A 16,454-nucleotide genomic window follows, 5' to 3' on the forward strand; every position below is an offset into this window, starting at 1 on the left:
AAAATCCTGTGTCCAGTTTTTTAAGGAAAATGTTTTGTTAAATTTAACCAGATCATCCACTATTTCCGTCCAGACACTACGATAAACGGTTTGCTGATTTCCTTTCCGTTTTGATCCATTACCATTTCCATCATTTTTTTTACTTCGATATTCGCAAATCCCGATAGTTCGAAAAACGATTTTACTTCATCAATCTCATAAAATGTAAAATCGAGCTGTGTCCAGGGCAGGTCGCCACCAGAGTTTTTTTCAACAAAGGCAAGGTCCGTTTTTCCCCCTGGTTTTAACACACGGTAGCTTTCAGCTAAGTATTTTAGCGGATCCGGCCAAAAATAAATGGTATTCGCCGTAAAACAATAATCGAAGAAATTATCCTGAAAATTGAGTTTGTTATCCGTTGTTTTAATGAACTCTGCAGCGTTACCATCCGCCTTGTAAGTTAAAGAGGCTTCTTTCATCGCAGATTCAGTAGGGTAAGTACCAGAATAACTAATGTTTTTTGCTTTTTGAAACAAATAAGAGAGGTGTTCGGTGCCGGCTGGGCCGATTTCCAATACTTTTTCCTCCGCTTTTAACGGTAAATCTTGTAAGAGTTTAAAAATTAGGGTGTTTTTGGGTGGGAGAACGTCTGTTTTTTGATCTTGCGTTAATGTGTTCAGGTCTTCTTGCTCCTCCATGGTATCGTGATTAGTCTCTTGCGGTGCATTTCGCAATTGGGCAAAATTGAAAAATAGCAGGCGTACGCTTTTACATCAAAAGGATTTTCTTTTACAAAAAACCGAATTGTGGATAACGCCATTACTGTAGTTCGGCTTTTTTTGTGATAATTGCCTTTATGGGAATCAATGTTGGTAAGGATTATGGCGCCTGGAAAAAGGTAGGAGGCAGCTTTGGTGATCTTCCTGCCCGGGGAGGATTGGTAACAGAAAGAAAGGAGAAATACAGTTTTTCGTTTAGCGATGCCGAATTGGTACAGATCAATATCCCCGGTATTTACATCGTGTATGGCGATATCAGGTTTAAACAGCAACAGATGTATTTCAGGCCCACTTACGATGTCCCGGATATGGTTAAACTGCGTTTTACGCTCTCCGGCAATGGCACTATCTTTAACCGGGTAAATAACAAACAGTACATCTTTAATTCCAACCAGCAGAATATTATTTACATGCCTGAACTTGATGGTACAGGCGAATATGACACCCGCCATAACTACTGTTTTTTTGAGGTACATTTTGCTAAGGAGAAGTTTTTGCAACTGGCAGAACATTCCACCAAAGCATTGCAGGTTTTGGCAGATTATGCCGATACCGGTCGCTATACGGAACTGGCTGAACAAAACCTTCCTATTTCATGGGCCATGCAGCACTGCATCCGCGAAATTCTCGATTGTGGTTACCCCGAGGGCCTGAAACGTATGTTTATCGAATCGAAATGCATTGAACTGCTGGTACTCCAGGCCGAAGCTTTTGAACGTTCCATTAGCCAAAAACAGCCTGCAGTTTTACATTCTGCCTACGATAGGGATTGTCTTTATCAGGCAAGGGATTACCTTATTGCCAATATCCACCAGCCGCCATCGGTTGCAGAACTGGCTAAAGTATGTGGTATTAACGAATTTAAACTTAAACAGGGCTTTAAAGGACTGTTTGATAACAGCATATTCGGTTATTTGAGTGATTACAGGCTTAACCATGCAAAAGAGCTGCTGCTTGAGGGGCTATCCATAAAATCGGTGGCATTTATGCTTGGTTATTCATCTGTACAGCACTTCAGCAATGCTTTCAGAAAGAAATTTGCAGTTACGCCGGGTAAGTTGAAGGCTTAAGATGGGAATTGATTAATGTGGTACAGGGTGGATTCTTCTTCCGCTCTATGCCGCGGGGCATGGTACTTTGGAGCGCCAAAGTACCCAAAGCGCTTCGTCAATCCAGCAATGAGCCTTTTGCACAATCCTATGCGCATCAAAAAAACAGCGGCACTTCGTTTTGTGTTCAATATTTTTTAAAATTAAATCATCGCTATGAACACAAAACCACTGCGTTTCAGGTTTGTTAGTGCCAATTTACCTGAACTGCACCTGTTTTTTTGATTTCCCCGGCTCTTGGGATTGACGGGCGTGCTTCGGTGAGGGTTGAGTTATTTCAAAGCAAGCTAGCATAACGCCTAAACTTTCCTTAAAAGAGAATTGTCCACACAGTAGGATTTAATATTAAGATTGGGATTGACTGGCGTGCTTCGGTAAAGATTGTGTTTTTTCGAAGTAAGCTGGCATGAGGCTCCAAACAATTTTTACTATGTGAGTTTTCAAGATAGACTTAAGGCCCAAAAAAAATAATTGTTAATTTTAGGTGATATCTGTTCAAAAATAGCCACATACTGTATAAAGCATAGTAATCATGATAGCAACAGCCACTAAAGGGCAGCCCAGCCAGCGCGAAGCACTTTTTATGAAACTCTACAAAGAAGCTTTTCCTTTGGTGGCAAGGCACGTAAGTAAGATGGGAGGATCATTTGAGGAGGCGAAAGATATTTTTCAGGATGCGCTGGTGGTGTACTACGAGAAAGTACAGGTTTCGGGGCTGAGGCTGAAGTATCAGGAGAAAGCCTATTTATTTGGGATTGCCAAATATTTATGGATCAAACGTTATAAAGAAAGCGACAAGAATGTTTCCTTTAATCAGCTTGACCTTATTCTTAATGAAGAGATCGATTTGGCAGATATCGGATATGAGGAAGTTTCTTCGGGGAAACTGATGCATTTACTGGAGCAGGCCGGGCAGAAATGTATGCGGTTGCTCAGTGCTTTTTATTACGAAAAACTGGATATGGAAACACTCGCACAGCGCTTTGGCTTTTCGGGTGCACGTTCTGCAACCGCTCAGAAATTTAAATGCCTCGAAAAAGTAAAAGAAACAGTTAAAGCAAAATCCTTAAAATATGAAGACATCGTTGAATGAGCTCCGTTTGATAGAGCATTACCTGCTGTCGGACGATAAGGATGGAGAAAGTTTCCTGCTCGAAGCCAAAATGATCCTACAGCCTGATCTCAAGCAGCAGGTTTACTGGCAAGACAAAACCTATCAAATGGTGCGTAATTACGGCCGGAAGCAGCTGAAAAATGAAATCGAAAACATACACCAAACGTTGTATAATACCGATGCGCACCAAAGCTTCAGGCAAAAGGTAATGCGTTTGTTCAGCAAATAAACAATCAATTTAATTTATCAATCATGCCCTATTATCGGGGTAGGGGCATTGTTATGCCTAAAATTTAAAATCAATATGATGGATATCAACAAAGAATTCCGCCTTTATGCGGTAAAACACCAGGGCTTAAACGGCCTTTATGTAGATCAGTATATGGGCAGAACAGCTGCTCATGCCATGCCTGTTGCCATGACGCCCTATATTACCGAAGAGCGCCAGCTGAATGTGGCACAGATGGATGTTTTTTCACGGTTAATGATGGACCGGATTATTTTTTTAGGGGAAGCCGTTGATGAGCGGAATGCAAATGTGATACAGGCACAATTGCTTTTTTTGCAGTCGGTTGATACCAAAAGCGACATCCAATTGTATATCAATTCGCCTGGTGGATCGGTGTATGCTGGCTTTGGTATTTATGATACCATGCAGTATATCGCGCCTGATGTGGCCACCATTTGTACTGGCATTGCACTTTCTATGGGTTCGGTATTGTTGTGCGCGGGAGCTGCCGGTAAACGTTCGGCCCTGCAGCACTCGAGGGTGATGATTCATCAAACTTCGGGTGGGGCAGAGGGAACCGCCATTGATATGGATATCAGGATCAGAGAGGTGTTAAAAGTCCAGTCGGATCTGTACCATATTTTGGCGAAACATAGCGGACAAAGTTATGAGCGAATAAATGAAATTGCCAGTCGCGATTATTGGATGACCGCCATTGAAGCAAAGGAATTTGGAATGATAGATGAGGTGTTAACGCGTGGGGAATAGGGTTTTGTTTGATTTGAAATGTGTATTAAACTTATCTCGTACAAGTCTTAGCGCCCCCTGGGCAAAGTATAGGCTTGACTTGTGTTTTAAACCATCAATTAAATCTCTGCTAAGCACAAGCCATCCAGCCCACTAGCGTAGGCGCTAAGACATGCGCTGGTAATGAACATAGTTTAACCACAGATAAAAAAGATGCACACAGATATAAAAATCCGTGTTTATCTGTGTACATCTGTGGTTAAAAACCTTAACTTAATAACATAGGGCTTGGGCTAGCAATGGTGTAACCACCCCGCCCCTTTGGGCACCTCTCCTAAATCAGGAGGGGAGTTTTCCCTCATAGCTGTATAAGGTAAATGGCCAATTAAACTTTTTACGTTTATAGTGTAGCTGCTAAACCGATAGTTTCATTATATTCATAACACTCAACAGCATTACACCAGGCATCGCAGTCTGACAGCCAATCATAAATCATTTTATAGGCAGCAGTAATTTCGGCAGAAAATTTTAAGGTTGCGCCTTCAAAATCATCCTCCTGAAAGATATAGGCATTTAATCCAACATATAATAGTTCAGATAGATGCTCTACATCAAATTGGCCAACAGCTTGTAGGTTATAACCCAGGTTTATGGCGTAATGTTGAAAGGTTTCTTCATTGGCCAAAAGTTTTGTTTTGGTAAGCAGGCTGATGATATTGTTTACATCATAAAGGGCGTTGGCAATGGTAATGGGTTTGTGCTTGCCAGAGCGCGGATCGGGCCCGATAGCTGCGCTAAGCATTTCAGTAAGGAATTGATTCACATCAGATAAACCAATCATATCGAAATAGGCTTCAATCAGTTTCCGGAATGCTGTTACAGCTGCTACCTGATCTGGGAGCTGTGTGTTTGGGTTTTTACAATTGTTAGTCTGCATAACATTAAAATTAAAGTTCCTGGACGCTGCAGACTAACAAATAACTCTTTTCAGAGAAATTAGAAAATGCGTTTCTAAAACGCTCGTCCAGGAATATTTTTAAAATTTAATTGTGAAAATTGATCTCTCTTAGCTAGGTGAAAAAATATGTTATTTATTAATCTGCACCACTAAGATAAATACAATAAAATAATTAACGAAATCTTTTCGAATAATAACGCGTAAATGGAGGCAGTTCCATACTTGCAGCTAGTAGTTCTGTACTTGCAGTTGATAGTTCAGATGTTGCAGTCGATAGTTCAGGCTTTGCAGTCGGTAGTTCAGATGGCGCAGTTGATAGTTCAGGCTTTGCAGTCGGTAGTTCAGACCTTGCAGTCGACAGTTCAGGCTTTGCAGTTGGTAGTTCAGACCTTGCAGGCGATAGTTCAGACCTTGCAGTTCATAGTTCTGTACTTGCAGTTGATAGTTTTGAACTTGCAGTTTATAGTTCTATACTTTCAGTTCGCAGTTCTATACTTGCAGTTGATAGTTCAGACTTCGCGGTCGATAGTTCAGACTTTGCAGTTGGTAGTTCAGACTTTGCAAACCACTATTAGTTGTTCTTTGCTATAGTTAAATTTCATTTCTCCCTGTTTTTGTATTCTTAAGTTTTTACAGTTTTTGGGTTCGTAACTGTTAGTATGTATTTCTTCTTTCAAACTATTGGTCTATTTGGTTTGTTAGTTTTTTGTTTATTTTATTTATTTCGTTTATTTCGTTTGTTTTTTTGTTTAACTTCGTAGAAAATTGCAGCATGATTTCAACTGATCAAACACGCCGTCCTTCCAAAGCAGAGCAGAAGATGGCCATAGAATCTTTACCAGCTTTATCATCGATACTCTCCAACATCCATTCTGAACAGACTGAGATTGAGATTGAGGAGACGGGCGACCGAATTAAGATACCTGCCAGGGCTTTGGTATTTCTTGGCGATATTTTAAAGGCTATGGGTGAAGGTAAGCCTGTTTCTATAGTTCCGGTGGCAACAGAGGTAACTACCCAAAAGGCAGCCGAGATATTGGGATGTTCAAGACCATATTTAGTAAAATTACTAGAAGAGGGAGCTATTGAGTTTATCAAGGTGGGTAAGCACCGGAGGATAAAATTCGAGGATGTTGTGGCTTACAGGGAAAAAATGAAAGTGCAGCAGAAGAACAATATTATCGACATCATGGGCGCTGATGAGGAACTCGGATTGTATGATTCATAGTGTAAGGTTTAAGGCAGTACTGGATACCAATGTCATCTATCCAGTTGTGATCAGAGACCTGCTTTTCTGGTTTGCGCATTATGATCTTTATACGCCAAAGTGGGGTACTAATATTTTCTGTGAGTGGAAAGAAGTGATGCTCAGGCATGGCGTGGAAGAGAGCGAAGCTGAAAAGCGGGTGCAAAAGGCAAACCAGGCTTTCCCGGATGCTTTGGTGGGTAATTATGAAGGTCTTATTTCGCAGCTTCAGCTACCGGATGAGGATGACCGTCATGTGCTTGCGGCTGCAATTAAAACGAACGCAAATGTGATCGTTACTAATAACCTCAAGGATTTTCCAGAGGAATATCTGGACACTTTCGGTCTAAAGGCCAAAAGTGCCGATGATTTTCTTACCGATATTATCGATCTGAATCAGGAGCAGGCAATTAAGGCTTTCCGCGAGATGGTACTGAACCGGAAGAATCCTGCAATGGATGAATATCAAGTGCTGGAAAGCCTGCGTAGGAATGGACTTATCGATACTGCAAATTATTTGCATGCGCTATTGTAAAATCCTAGTAACATCCTTATTAATTAAAGCACAAGTCATCCGGCCCGCTTGCCAGGACACTAAGACTTGCGCTAGTAATGGAGTCATTCTAAATCCTCCAGTTTATAATCACATTCTGCTTCTAAACCTAAATCATAAAGTCTCTTAAGTAATCCTTTATCTTTACCGCCATATCTAATACCTGCAATACAAGACACTTGCATTGCATTAATTGCTCGGTCTAATTCGTCAGCAGTAGTAGGTTGTTTCTTAAAGTAGCAATGTCCATATTCAAGTTTAGAATGTTCTATTAAGTCTGGTGCTTCTGCTTCAGGTGCACCACAAGTAATACAAACCTGGTTCTCTACATAAAAATCTCCAATAGAATTTTCAGGATACCGTTCTGGTAACGGCATATCGTTATCTTTTATCTTTGTTGAAAATATCTTTTTCAGGAATTCCATTTAATATTATGATTTTTGTCACTGCCAAAACTTCCACCAAGGCTTATTCTCGTCAATCGTCTCTTGCTTCTGTTGTTTAAATTGTTCAAGTTCCTTTTTCATTTCGCCGTTTGAACTTATCTGTTATTTCAGTCCACCAATTTTTGGTTTCGCTATTCCCTATCACTCCTGTTGTTGTTTCTTTTAGCTTTTGTTTGTTGTCAGTTGTAGAAGGTATTATTCCAAAATTGCCTATTTTATCATTGTTTGCATAAACGGCGTCCCAACCACGTTTTCCGTTCGCTAAAAAGTCTTCTAATTCTACAGCTTGATAAGTTGGAGTTAAAATTTCAAATTCGTCAAACCAAATTCTTATGTCTATATGCCTGTTACCACCTTCTTGAAACAAGTCAATTGTGTTCGTTAAGCCACTGTCAATCCCTGATGAATAATCAAAACTTAGCCTGTCTTTCCAAGTGTCAAAATCATTGTCGCCACAGTTGATAAAGTCCCATCCGTAAATTGAAAGTTCCTCAAAACATTGAACTATTTCTGAAATTTTTTCTGGTTCAAATTTTTCAACTTCTGCTGTTTTGTTGTCCCAATGTCCGTTTCGGTATGAAGCTGCAAATCGTCCAATCGATTTAAAGATAAACAAGACTCGGTTGTCTTGGGGAACATTGCCGTCCTTGTCGATAGCAACCAATGAAAATGAACAGGCTACCAAGTTTTTCTCTCTGTCAAATTCAACTCCAAGTAATGTTGCTTCATTGAGTGAAAGTCCAATTCTATGCCTTAATTCCTCATCTATTTTCATTTGTCAGGGTTGGGTTGTTCTAAAAATGGTGCATCGCTCCTAAATATACGCATCTAAGCGTAAGTCTTAGCGCGCCTGGGTCAAGTATAGGCCCGACTTGTGCTTAAAAATCCGTCAATTAAATCTCCGCTAAGCACAAGTCATCCAGTCCACTAGCGTAGATGCTAAGACTTGCGCTAGTAACGGGATTTGTGTTATTCTAAATCCTCCAGGTTATAATCACCACATCTAGTGCAAGTCTTAGTGCCCCTGGCTAGAGCATAGGCCTGACTTGTGCTTAATAATCTAACTGGATGTCTGCTGAAATGAAAAATTAATAAAAAGTTAGTTTTTGCAAAAAATGTAGCTGTGAATTAATCTCAGATATCAGCAAGTTTTTATTGAATGTGAAGGAGTTTTAAAATTTCCTTTTCATACTTTGCGTACGATGCTCTTCCAAGTTGAATCATTTTATTTAGCTTTCGCAAATCATATTCAAACATATTTGTTCCATGTTTTGGTTCTGGAAAGGAATCACTTATTCTTAACATATTTAATTTTGGAAATAATAATTTAGAAACAATAGTATTGCTATTTGTGCTGGCATTTAAAACCCTTTCAAAAAAGTTTAATATTCCTATTCTTTTCAGAAGTTTAGAAATTATTCCAGAACTATTTTCTATATAGTCACCAACCCCAACATTCAAAATATGGATATTTTCCTCTTCCTCTCCCATTGATTTATACGCATCTATCATTGAATATAAAGTAGAATTGTTAGCAATAAATCCTCCATCTACCACTTCGATTTCTCCATGATTTTTGGTTTCAATTTTTACCTTATTAAAAAAGGGATATGCAGCGCAGGAGCAACGCACAGCTGTTTCAATGGTACAGTCAAAGCCTGGTTTATAAGATTGCTTCATTCCGTGAGCTTGTTGAACACTTGTTTTAAAAATTAAAGGCATTTGAGTATCGTAGTTTAGGGCGACGATCCCTATATCGGTTTTAAAAGCATCGAATTTCTTTTCGCCAAATATAGTCTTCGCCTCTTTTTCAAGTGCCTTACTTTTACCCGCTTTACTTCTATTTTTCATTATCTTCGGGATGAGTTCTAGATAAAGTAACTCTATCTCTTCCATTCTATATCCCAAACCAATTAATGCGGCAATTATTGAACCAGTACTTGTACCATAAACTAATTCAAATGCTTCACACAAAGGTATCCCAAGCTTCAACTCAAGCTCTTTTAACACTCCTATAGTATAAACACCCTTGGACCCTCCTCCGTCTAATACCAATATATTCATTCAATTACATATCATTAAAACTCATTCCAAAATTTAATTAATTGGGTTCTAAAATAAACACAATCTGTTAGGCTCCACTGTTGCCCGGAATTCCCAAATAGAAAACGTTGCTTATTTTGACATATAAAGGATTCTAATTCAAGATTAGAATAATTGTAGAAAGTATTGAGAACAGAAAGAATCCTTGTGTGATTAGTTCCACTTTGAAAATTACTATTAGGCATATTAAACATTAACCCCTCAATAAAATAGGAAGGAGCAAGAGAGCTTGTAATTGCACCACTATCCACTAGTCTTGACCTAATATTTTTTATAATTCTTATTGCTGGCTTATAGTTGGAATTACAGTCTTGATTTTTTGACGCACCATTATCAAAATGCAATTTAGGAAAATTGACAACCTTTTCATTGGTTTTATTTGTCCAGAAAACAATTCCTTTAACGTAGTTGGATGTATTTAGTTTACTAAAACTTCTGTATTCTCTATATTCAGCACAACAAATTACATCACATTCTAATCTTCCCGCGTTTGCAAGAACCTTAATTGAGTTATTGCCAACAACTACATAATCTTCTCCATAATAGCTTTCTAACCTCCTGATAACAGCCTCCTTAAAAGAATCCAAAGTATACTTACCATCAGAATAATACTCATTAAAGTCTCTCAACTGCTCCTGATTTAAATCATTCTTGTTGGAATAAAAGACAGAGCTGAATTCAACCACGACATCTACATCACTATCGCCTCGAATATTTGTGGAATTACGATATGAGCCTTGTAAGTATATATTAAAATTTACATCATCGTTCCAACTATTGTTTTCAATGCAAGTTTTGATTGAACTATATGTATTAGCAGAGGAAGTTGTCGCTCCTAGGTTAGACCAGATTTGTAATTGTGCTTCAGTTATTGCCATAATACGTTTAGATAGTTGTTAGTATAAGATTTGCAAACAGCACAAATAAAAACTTCGTAGATATTGATTTGAGTTTTTTAAGGCCAGCAATACGATTACATTTTACCCGTTAAGCGCACATAGTTAAATAACTGTTTAAAAAGAGGAAATGATTGAGCATATAACGGTTAGATTTTCCTAAATTATAAATTTAATCTTAACCTTCAATACGGGAAACCATAATTACACACAAGTAAGTATATAATCTTGTTTAGGTTATCGCTTATCTTTCCAACCTATTTTCTAATCCATTCTGTTTTGTTAGTTTTGAGCTTTAAATAAAGAAATACAATGAATCATTGGTTAGTCAAATCAGAGCCTTTTAAATACAGTTGGGAAAAATTTAATCAGGATGGCCGTACCTTTTGGGATGGTGTTCGTAATTATCAGGCGCGGAATAACCTAAAAGCCATGCAAGAAGGAGATTTGGTGCTTTTTTATCATAGTAATGAGGGTAAAAATGTAGTGGGTATTGCAAAAGTAGTAAGGGAGTTTTATCAAGATCCAACTACCGATGATGCTAACTGGGTGGTGGTTGATTTATCGCCTGTAGAAAGTCTGAAAAATCCGGTTTCTTTAGAGCAGATCAAAGCAGAACCGAGTTTGGTTGATATTTCATTGGTGCGCCAGGGCCGTTTATCGGTAATGCCATTAAAAGCGGAAGAATTTGACAAGATTTTGGAAATGGGGGCTTAGTCCGAAGTCTTGAGTATGCAATTTTTAGTCGATTTACGAGTTTGAATTCAGTTAACCGATTTAAATAATTAACCCGTTACTCATTAATCAGTGAAGTTGGTTTATTTGATAAATTGTCATCCTGAGGGTTAACTTATTGTATAAAAAATCAATGTGAGTGAAGTATAATTAATTTCTTTGCCATACCCCACGGTCTTGCCTCGGCTCACCGCCGCCGAAGGGCTCTTTCTTTTTGGTGTCAAAAAGACCAGCGTAGCTAGCTTGAATGCCATTGAAAACATAAAAGCCCATGAAAAAACAAAAAACACCGGCTGAAAATTTATTCATTTGTTGTTTGTAACTTTTAGTTGCATTCATGAGGGCTTCGCCGTTTTCTTTTGAAGCCAGTTGTTAGGCCAGAACAGTGCAGCCCGAAAAATTTGTTAGGCCGGATTTAGTGGAACGAAGATACAGTGCTTTGGCTTAGCTGGGTGGAAGTTCATACGGTACACACAAAGCTTATTAAAAACAACATTATTGGTAGCATAGTCCAAGCCTCCATTTGGAATGTATTAAAAGCATTTCGACTCCGCTCACCGTGACAGAAATGTTAAATATTAAAATATTGTATTAAATTTAACTGTCTTTTAATACCTCAACATGAAAACCATCTATTTTACACTCCTCTTTTTCCTCTCCACTGCTTTAGTGAATGCTCAAAGCATAATAAAACCTTACATGGCCATTCTTAAAACCGAAAATGGCAAATACAAAGGGATTTTATATAAAGTTGATTCGGCAAATGCGATCCTAAATCATGATGGCGAATTTATTAAGGTTCCGATTAATGAAATTAAAACCGTGCAGATCAGGACGATTAAAAAGGGCTATGAAGGAATGAGCTTTATTAAAATAGGTGAAGATCGGGCGGAAGAGTATAAAATGAATACAGCTGGTAAAATGGTTGATAAATGGGGCAAGGAAGAGCCGGGTCTGAGGGAAGACGCGGCAGCAACTGCATTCTCTGTGGTTTTTACCGCAATGGCAAATGCTGTTGCACTGCCTATTCATGCCATTAATCCGAATTTGGCACGTTTTAACTTTAATAAAGTAGATAAGAATAAGTTAAACGAACTCAGTTATTATTCCATTTACTATCAGGCCAATCCAAATGTGCTCGCCGAGCTGCACCAGTTAAAAAGCATTTCATCTTCGTTTAAACCTTAGGGGTTGGGTGTGTGGCGTTGGGCGTGGATTAACAGATTGTTAATAACTCTAAACACAAATATTAATTTTTCCGCTCTATGCCGCGGTGGCATGGTACTTTGGAGCGCCAAAGTACCCAAAGCGCTTTGTCAATCCAGCAATGGGCTTTTTGCACAATCCTACACACATCAAAAAACAGCGGCACTTCGTTTTGTGTTCAATACTTATTAAAGTTTTAAATTCTCGTTTATGAACACAAAACCACTGCGTTTTAGGTTTGGTAGTGCCATTTGGGCTATTCTGCAACTGTTTTTTTGATTCTCCTGGCCCTTGGGATTGACGGCGTTCTTCGGTAAAGCCTGTAATTTATTAAAGCAAGCTAGCAAAACGTATAAAAAAACTAAACCGAAAGATGTGTCTACACAAAAGGAAAAGTCGTGGACAGGCTGGCTTGCTCAATTCCGGCGTCGCATCCGATAGCTATCGATGGCAGAACTGGCTACGAACCGATGACCTCGCCTCAGTTAACCAGTTACACAATTAGCCAAATGAACTAATGACCAATGAACTACTGAACCACACTATTTCTCTTACTCAACGTAATCCCCAGCGTCATTACAATGCTCGACCCCAGTACAACCAGGAACAGAAATGGCGTACCCACCTCCGATATTTTTAATGAAGCTGGCAGGTTGAAATAAAGCAAAATACTAATTAAGCCGCGGGGTGCAATGTATAAAATCGGACTCAGGTTTTCTTTTTTGAATATTTTGAGGAATACCACTCTGATGATGTAAATCGATATTAAAATGAAAAAGCCATTGGCCAGTACAATTGTGTTGTTCAAATCGCCGATATTCATGGTAAAGCCAAAAATAACGAAGAAAAAAGTACGCAGAATAAAAGCGCTTTCGGCTGATAACTGATAAAGCTGGGATAAATCGGCTGTTAAATTTTTATATAAAAAGACACTTCTAAACCAGGCATTCTCAATCGTATCGGCATTGTTCAGAAACAGGCCTGTGCTCAAAATCAACACCAGAGAGGATAGGTGGTAAGACTGACCAATGGCGTAAACCAGTATCAGTATCGCTATAATTAAGAAGAATTTAATGTGGTGTACCAATCGGCCCATTACGTACAACAACACCACACAGGCAATAGCCGACAGTAAAATGATGAGGAAGGTACTTAAGCCCAAACCAATAAAAGCAGATGTATTGATCGAATGGTTGGTAATGGCAAAATTGAAGATGATAATCCCCAAAATATCAGAGAAAGAGGATTCATAAATTACAAATTCTTTATCGATATTGTTTAATGCCGCTGCGGAAGGGATGGCAATAGCCGAGCTGATTACACTAAAGGGAATGGCGTTTGCAATACAGGTATATAAATCGTGATGGGTGATCTGGTAAATAATACTGGTGATTACTACGATAGTTCCCATTAAAATGGTTAAAGCAGAGAAAAAAGCACTGCGTATAACCTTGTTTTTATGCCGGTCGTATTTAAGCTCGAGAGAACCCTCAAAAACAATTAAAATTAAGCCTACGGTACCCAATGTGGGTAGGATAGAGAGAAAATTGAAGGTTTGTATTTTAAGGTTATCGACCAGGAAACGTAAACCAATACCTAGAAGAAGCAGCAATAAAACCGATGGTATTTTGGTTTTACTCGCCACTAAATCAAACAGATAAGAGAAAATTACTAATCCGCTTAAAATAATAAGAATGGTATAAGTTGTCATATTTTTCAGCGTAAGGTAAGCCGCTAAAATAAAACAATCATGCTAAGCAGAAAGAAATTTAATGTAAAAATTACGCTTTAAAGAAAAGTGCTTTTAGCTCGCTGGCATCATCGGGGTTCATTTTTCCACCTAAAACCAAACGCAATTGCCTGCGGCGTAAAGCGCCGTCAAATAAGTCAATTTCTTCGGGTGTTTCTGGTATTAGCTCTGGCACAGGGATGGTACGGGCACTCTGATCTACCGCAACAAAAGTATAATACGCCTCATTACTTTTTTGGCGTGCACCACTTGGAATATTCTCTGCCCAAACATCTAAACGAACTTCTACTGAAGTATTAAAGGCCCTGGTTACTTTGGCCTCAATGGTAATTACATCACCTAATTTAATGGGCTGTTTAAAAGAAACGTTATCAACCGAAGCTGTTACTACAATACGGTTACAGTGTTTTTGAGCCGAAATTGCCGCTGCAATATCCATCCAATGGAGCAAACGCCCGCCCATTAGGTTGTTTAAGGTATTGGTATCGTTTGGTAATACCAATTCGTTCATGATGGTAAAACTTTCTCTGGCAAATTTCTTTTTTAGACTCATTTGATGGCAAAAGTAAGTAAAATGTGGGTAAAATGGTATAGGCAGTCAGTCACACTGAGGGGTAATTTATCGTATAAAATCAATATGAGTGGGCTTTTTTCCTTGCCACAAGTCTTGACTCGGCTCACCGCCGCCGAAGGGCTCTTTCTTTTTGGCATCAAAAAGAAACAAAAAATGCCGGCTGAAAATTTTTCTTTCAAAGCTAGTAATAGGGCTTGGTCAGTAGAGCCCGAAAAATTTGTTAGGCCGGATTTAAGCAGAACGGAGATATGGTGCTACGGCCTAGTTGGGCGGAAATGCAAAAGCGGTTAAAATTCTGATAATAATGATTGTAGAATAGTGTCAATGATGGCATAGTCGAAGTGCTTTATTAAAGCGTTGAAATGGTCTTCGACTACGCTCAGACTGACACACGAAATAAATTTTATTTAATTTTAAACAGGCTCTTATTATTTGTTTTTCTGCGGGTATCAGCGAAATCAGCGGGAAAAGCTTGTAGGGGCTGTAAACCCAAAAAACAATTCGTAAAGAATCATGTTATCCATACAAAAAATCGAATTAATGCAAAACCAGACCCTGATCCAATTTTTCCATTGGTATTATAATGAAGAACAAAATTTGTGGACTAAAGTAGCTGCCGAAGCGGGTCATTTAAAAGAAATTGGTATAACGTCTGTTTGGTTGCCACCAGCTTATAAATCAAACAATGCGGCTTACGATGTTGGTTATGCGGTTTACGACCTTTTCGATTTGGGCGAGTTCGATCAGAAAGGAAGTGTGAATACCAAACATGGCTCTAAAGATGAATATATCAAAGCAATTGAAGCCCTGCATGATAATGAAATTGGCGTCTTGGCCGATGCAGTTTTTAACCACAAAGCCGGAGGCGATGAGCTCGAAAAAATTGCCGTTAGAACTGTAAATCCAGAAGATAGAAACGAATTTACCAGCGATGTTTTCGAAATAGAAGCCTGGACGAAGTTTACTTTCCCCGCGCGACAGGGTAAATATTCTGAATTTATATGGAATCATGAGTGTTTTAGTGGGGTAGACTGGGCCGAAGACCTCCAAAAAACAGCGATCTATTCGATCCAGAATTATTTGGGAGAAGGTTTTGAAGAGGTTCCTTCTACCGAATTGGGCAATTACGATTATCTGATGTTTAACGATATCGATTACCGCAACAGGGCAGTAATTGAAGAATTAAAATATTGGGGCGAATGGATAGTTGAAACCACCAAAGTAGATGGATTTCGTTTAGATGCGGTTAAACACATCAATCCGGATTTTATTGTAGAGTGGATCGATCACCTGAACCAAAAATTTAGCCGCGAATTTTTTATTGTGGCCGAAGATTGGAATGTGGTGGATAGGGAAGGACAATTGAAATATATTGAGATTACAGGTGGGCGTACCCAAATATTTGATTCGCTTTTGCACCATAATTTTTTCCTGGCGAGTAAGGAAGAGGAATTTGATATGCGGACGATTTTTGATGGAACCTTGGTTCAGGTAAAGCCTGATCTGGCCGTAACATTTGTTGATAATCATGATTCGCAACCTTTGCAGGCACTGGAATCTTATGTCGATTTTTGGTTCAGACCTTTGGCTTATGCCATCATCCTGTTGCGTATACAGGGGATTCCCTGTTTGTTCTTCCCTGATCTTTATGGAGGAATTTATGATGATAAGGACAAAGAAGGTGACGAGGTGCATGTGGAGTTAGTGGCAATTCCTGCAGTAGAAACCATGAGTAAAATACGTACAGCCTTAGCCTACGGTGAGCAACGCGATTATTTTGACCACGGCATTTGCGTAGGATGGACCCGTGCAGGTGATGAGGAACATGAAAATAGTGGCTTGGCGGTATTATTAAGCACAGGAGAAGAAGGTTATAAAGAAATGGAAATCGGTAAACATTTTGCCGGAAAAACCTTTGTTGATGCGTTAGGCTATCGCCAGCAGGAAGTAGTCATTGATGAAAATGGTTGGGCAGAATTTCACTGCAATGCCGGAAGTGTATCGGTTTGGGTGTTGAAGGTGGGGTAACT

At 39.0% G+C, this 16,454-nt stretch carries 18 protein-coding genes; 9 read left to right on the forward strand and 9 right to left on the reverse strand.

What is annotated here, in order from left to right; genetic code table 11:
- Positions 1–59: 59 nt before the first annotated feature.
- Positions 60–677, reverse strand: a complete 618-nt coding sequence (locus LQ201_RS18965) for a class I SAM-dependent methyltransferase (RefSeq protein ID WP_230144864.1) — start codon at positions 675–677, stop codon at positions 60–62.
- A gap of 158 nt (positions 678–835) precedes the next feature.
- On the opposite strand from LQ201_RS18965, the gene LQ201_RS18970 reads away from it, so the two are divergent.
- The 4 genes from LQ201_RS18970 to LQ201_RS18985 all read left to right on the forward strand — a co-directional run bounded on the left by LQ201_RS18970 (position 836) and on the right by LQ201_RS18985 (position 3,978).
- Entirely contained in the window at positions 836–1,828 is a 993-nt protein-coding gene (locus tag LQ201_RS18970; protein WP_230144865.1) for an AraC family transcriptional regulator, read from the forward strand.
- A 571-nt stretch (positions 1,829–2,399) separates the two neighbouring features.
- Positions 2,400–2,960 carry an RNA polymerase sigma factor gene (locus tag LQ201_RS18975; RefSeq protein ID WP_230144866.1) on the forward strand — a complete coding sequence of 187 codons (561 nt, stop codon included), beginning with the start codon at positions 2,400–2,402 and terminating at the stop codon, positions 2,958–2,960.
- Complete coding sequence (locus tag LQ201_RS18980) at positions 2,941–3,210, forward strand: hypothetical protein (protein WP_230144867.1); 270 nt, start codon at positions 2,941–2,943, stop codon at positions 3,208–3,210. Before LQ201_RS18975 ends, LQ201_RS18980 begins: the two co-directional genes overlap by 20 nt.
- A 78-nt stretch (positions 3,211–3,288) precedes the next feature.
- Positions 3,289–3,978 carry an ATP-dependent Clp protease proteolytic subunit gene (locus LQ201_RS18985; RefSeq protein WP_230145369.1) on the forward strand — a complete coding sequence of 230 codons (690 nt, stop codon included), beginning with the start codon at positions 3,289–3,291 and terminating at the stop codon, positions 3,976–3,978.
- 379 nt (positions 3,979–4,357) lie between these two features.
- Here the strand turns inward: LQ201_RS18985 and LQ201_RS18990 are convergent, their stop codons facing one another.
- Positions 4,358–4,894 carry a hypothetical protein gene (locus tag LQ201_RS18990; RefSeq protein ID WP_230144868.1) on the reverse strand — a complete coding sequence of 179 codons (537 nt, stop codon included), beginning with the start codon at positions 4,892–4,894 and terminating at the stop codon, positions 4,358–4,360.
- 841 nt (positions 4,895–5,735) lie between these two features.
- Between LQ201_RS18990 and LQ201_RS18995 the strand changes: the two genes are divergently transcribed.
- On the forward strand, positions 5,736–6,143 hold the full coding sequence (locus LQ201_RS18995) for a helix-turn-helix domain-containing protein (protein ID WP_230146663.1): 408 nt from the start codon (positions 5,736–5,738) through the stop codon (positions 6,141–6,143).
- Positions 6,133–6,696, forward strand: a complete 564-nt coding sequence (locus tag LQ201_RS19000; RefSeq protein WP_230144870.1) for a PIN domain-containing protein — start codon at positions 6,133–6,135, stop codon at positions 6,694–6,696. The genes LQ201_RS18995 and LQ201_RS19000 overlap by 11 nt, the downstream gene beginning before the upstream one ends.
- Positions 6,697–6,779: 83 nt before the next feature.
- Here LQ201_RS19000 and LQ201_RS19005 read toward each other — a convergent pair whose 3' ends face one another.
- From LQ201_RS19005 to LQ201_RS19020, 4 genes are all read right to left on the reverse strand, one after another.
- Positions 6,780–7,139, reverse strand: coding sequence for a ferredoxin (locus tag LQ201_RS19005; protein WP_230144871.1), 360 nt, complete (start codon positions 7,137–7,139; stop codon positions 6,780–6,782).
- 85 nt (positions 7,140–7,224) lie between these two features.
- Positions 7,225–7,935, reverse strand: a complete 711-nt coding sequence (locus LQ201_RS19010; RefSeq protein ID WP_230144872.1) for a hypothetical protein — start codon at positions 7,933–7,935, stop codon at positions 7,225–7,227.
- A 377-nt stretch (positions 7,936–8,312) separates the two neighbouring features.
- Positions 8,313–9,224, reverse strand: a complete 912-nt coding sequence (locus LQ201_RS19015; protein ID WP_230144873.1) for a patatin-like phospholipase family protein — start codon at positions 9,222–9,224, stop codon at positions 8,313–8,315.
- A 14-nt stretch (positions 9,225–9,238) separates the two neighbouring features.
- Complete coding sequence (locus tag LQ201_RS19020) at positions 9,239–10,141, reverse strand: nucleotidyltransferase (protein WP_230144874.1); 903 nt, start codon at positions 10,139–10,141, stop codon at positions 9,239–9,241.
- A 330-nt stretch (positions 10,142–10,471) separates the two neighbouring features.
- On the opposite strand from LQ201_RS19020, the gene LQ201_RS19025 reads away from it, so the two are divergent.
- Positions 10,472–10,876 (forward strand): EVE domain-containing protein, encoded by a 405-nt coding sequence (locus LQ201_RS19025; protein ID WP_029275089.1) that lies wholly within the window; start codon positions 10,472–10,474, stop codon positions 10,874–10,876.
- A 168-nt stretch (positions 10,877–11,044) separates the two neighbouring features.
- On the opposite strand, the gene LQ201_RS19030 is transcribed toward LQ201_RS19025, so the two are convergent.
- Entirely contained in the window at positions 11,045–11,233 is a 189-nt protein-coding gene (locus LQ201_RS19030) for a hypothetical protein (RefSeq protein WP_230144875.1), read from the reverse strand.
- A gap of 282 nt (positions 11,234–11,515) precedes the next feature.
- On the opposite strand from LQ201_RS19030, the gene LQ201_RS19035 reads away from it, so the two are divergent.
- Entirely contained in the window at positions 11,516–12,082 is a 567-nt protein-coding gene (locus LQ201_RS19035; RefSeq protein WP_230144876.1) for a hypothetical protein, read from the forward strand.
- Between the two features lie 547 nt (positions 12,083–12,629).
- Here LQ201_RS19035 and LQ201_RS19040 read toward each other — a convergent pair.
- Positions 12,630–13,811: a cation:proton antiporter gene (locus LQ201_RS19040; RefSeq protein WP_230144877.1), complete on the reverse strand. Its 1,182-nt coding sequence runs from the start codon at positions 13,809–13,811 to the stop codon at positions 12,630–12,632.
- A gap of 70 nt (positions 13,812–13,881) precedes the next feature.
- Entirely contained in the window at positions 13,882–14,403 is a 522-nt protein-coding gene (locus tag LQ201_RS19045; protein ID WP_029275086.1) for an acyl-CoA thioesterase, read from the reverse strand.
- Positions 14,404–14,964: 561 nt separating this feature from the next.
- Between LQ201_RS19045 and LQ201_RS19050 the strand changes: the two genes are divergently transcribed.
- A complete protein-coding gene (locus LQ201_RS19050) occupies positions 14,965–16,452 on the forward strand; it encodes an alpha-amylase (protein ID WP_230146664.1) in 1,488 nt (495 codons plus the stop codon).
- Positions 16,453–16,454: the final 2 nt, after the last annotated feature.

The sequence above is a fragment of the Pedobacter sp. Bi126 genome, from assembly GCF_918698245.1.
Taxonomy (GTDB): domain Bacteria; phylum Bacteroidota; class Bacteroidia; order Sphingobacteriales; family Sphingobacteriaceae; genus Pedobacter.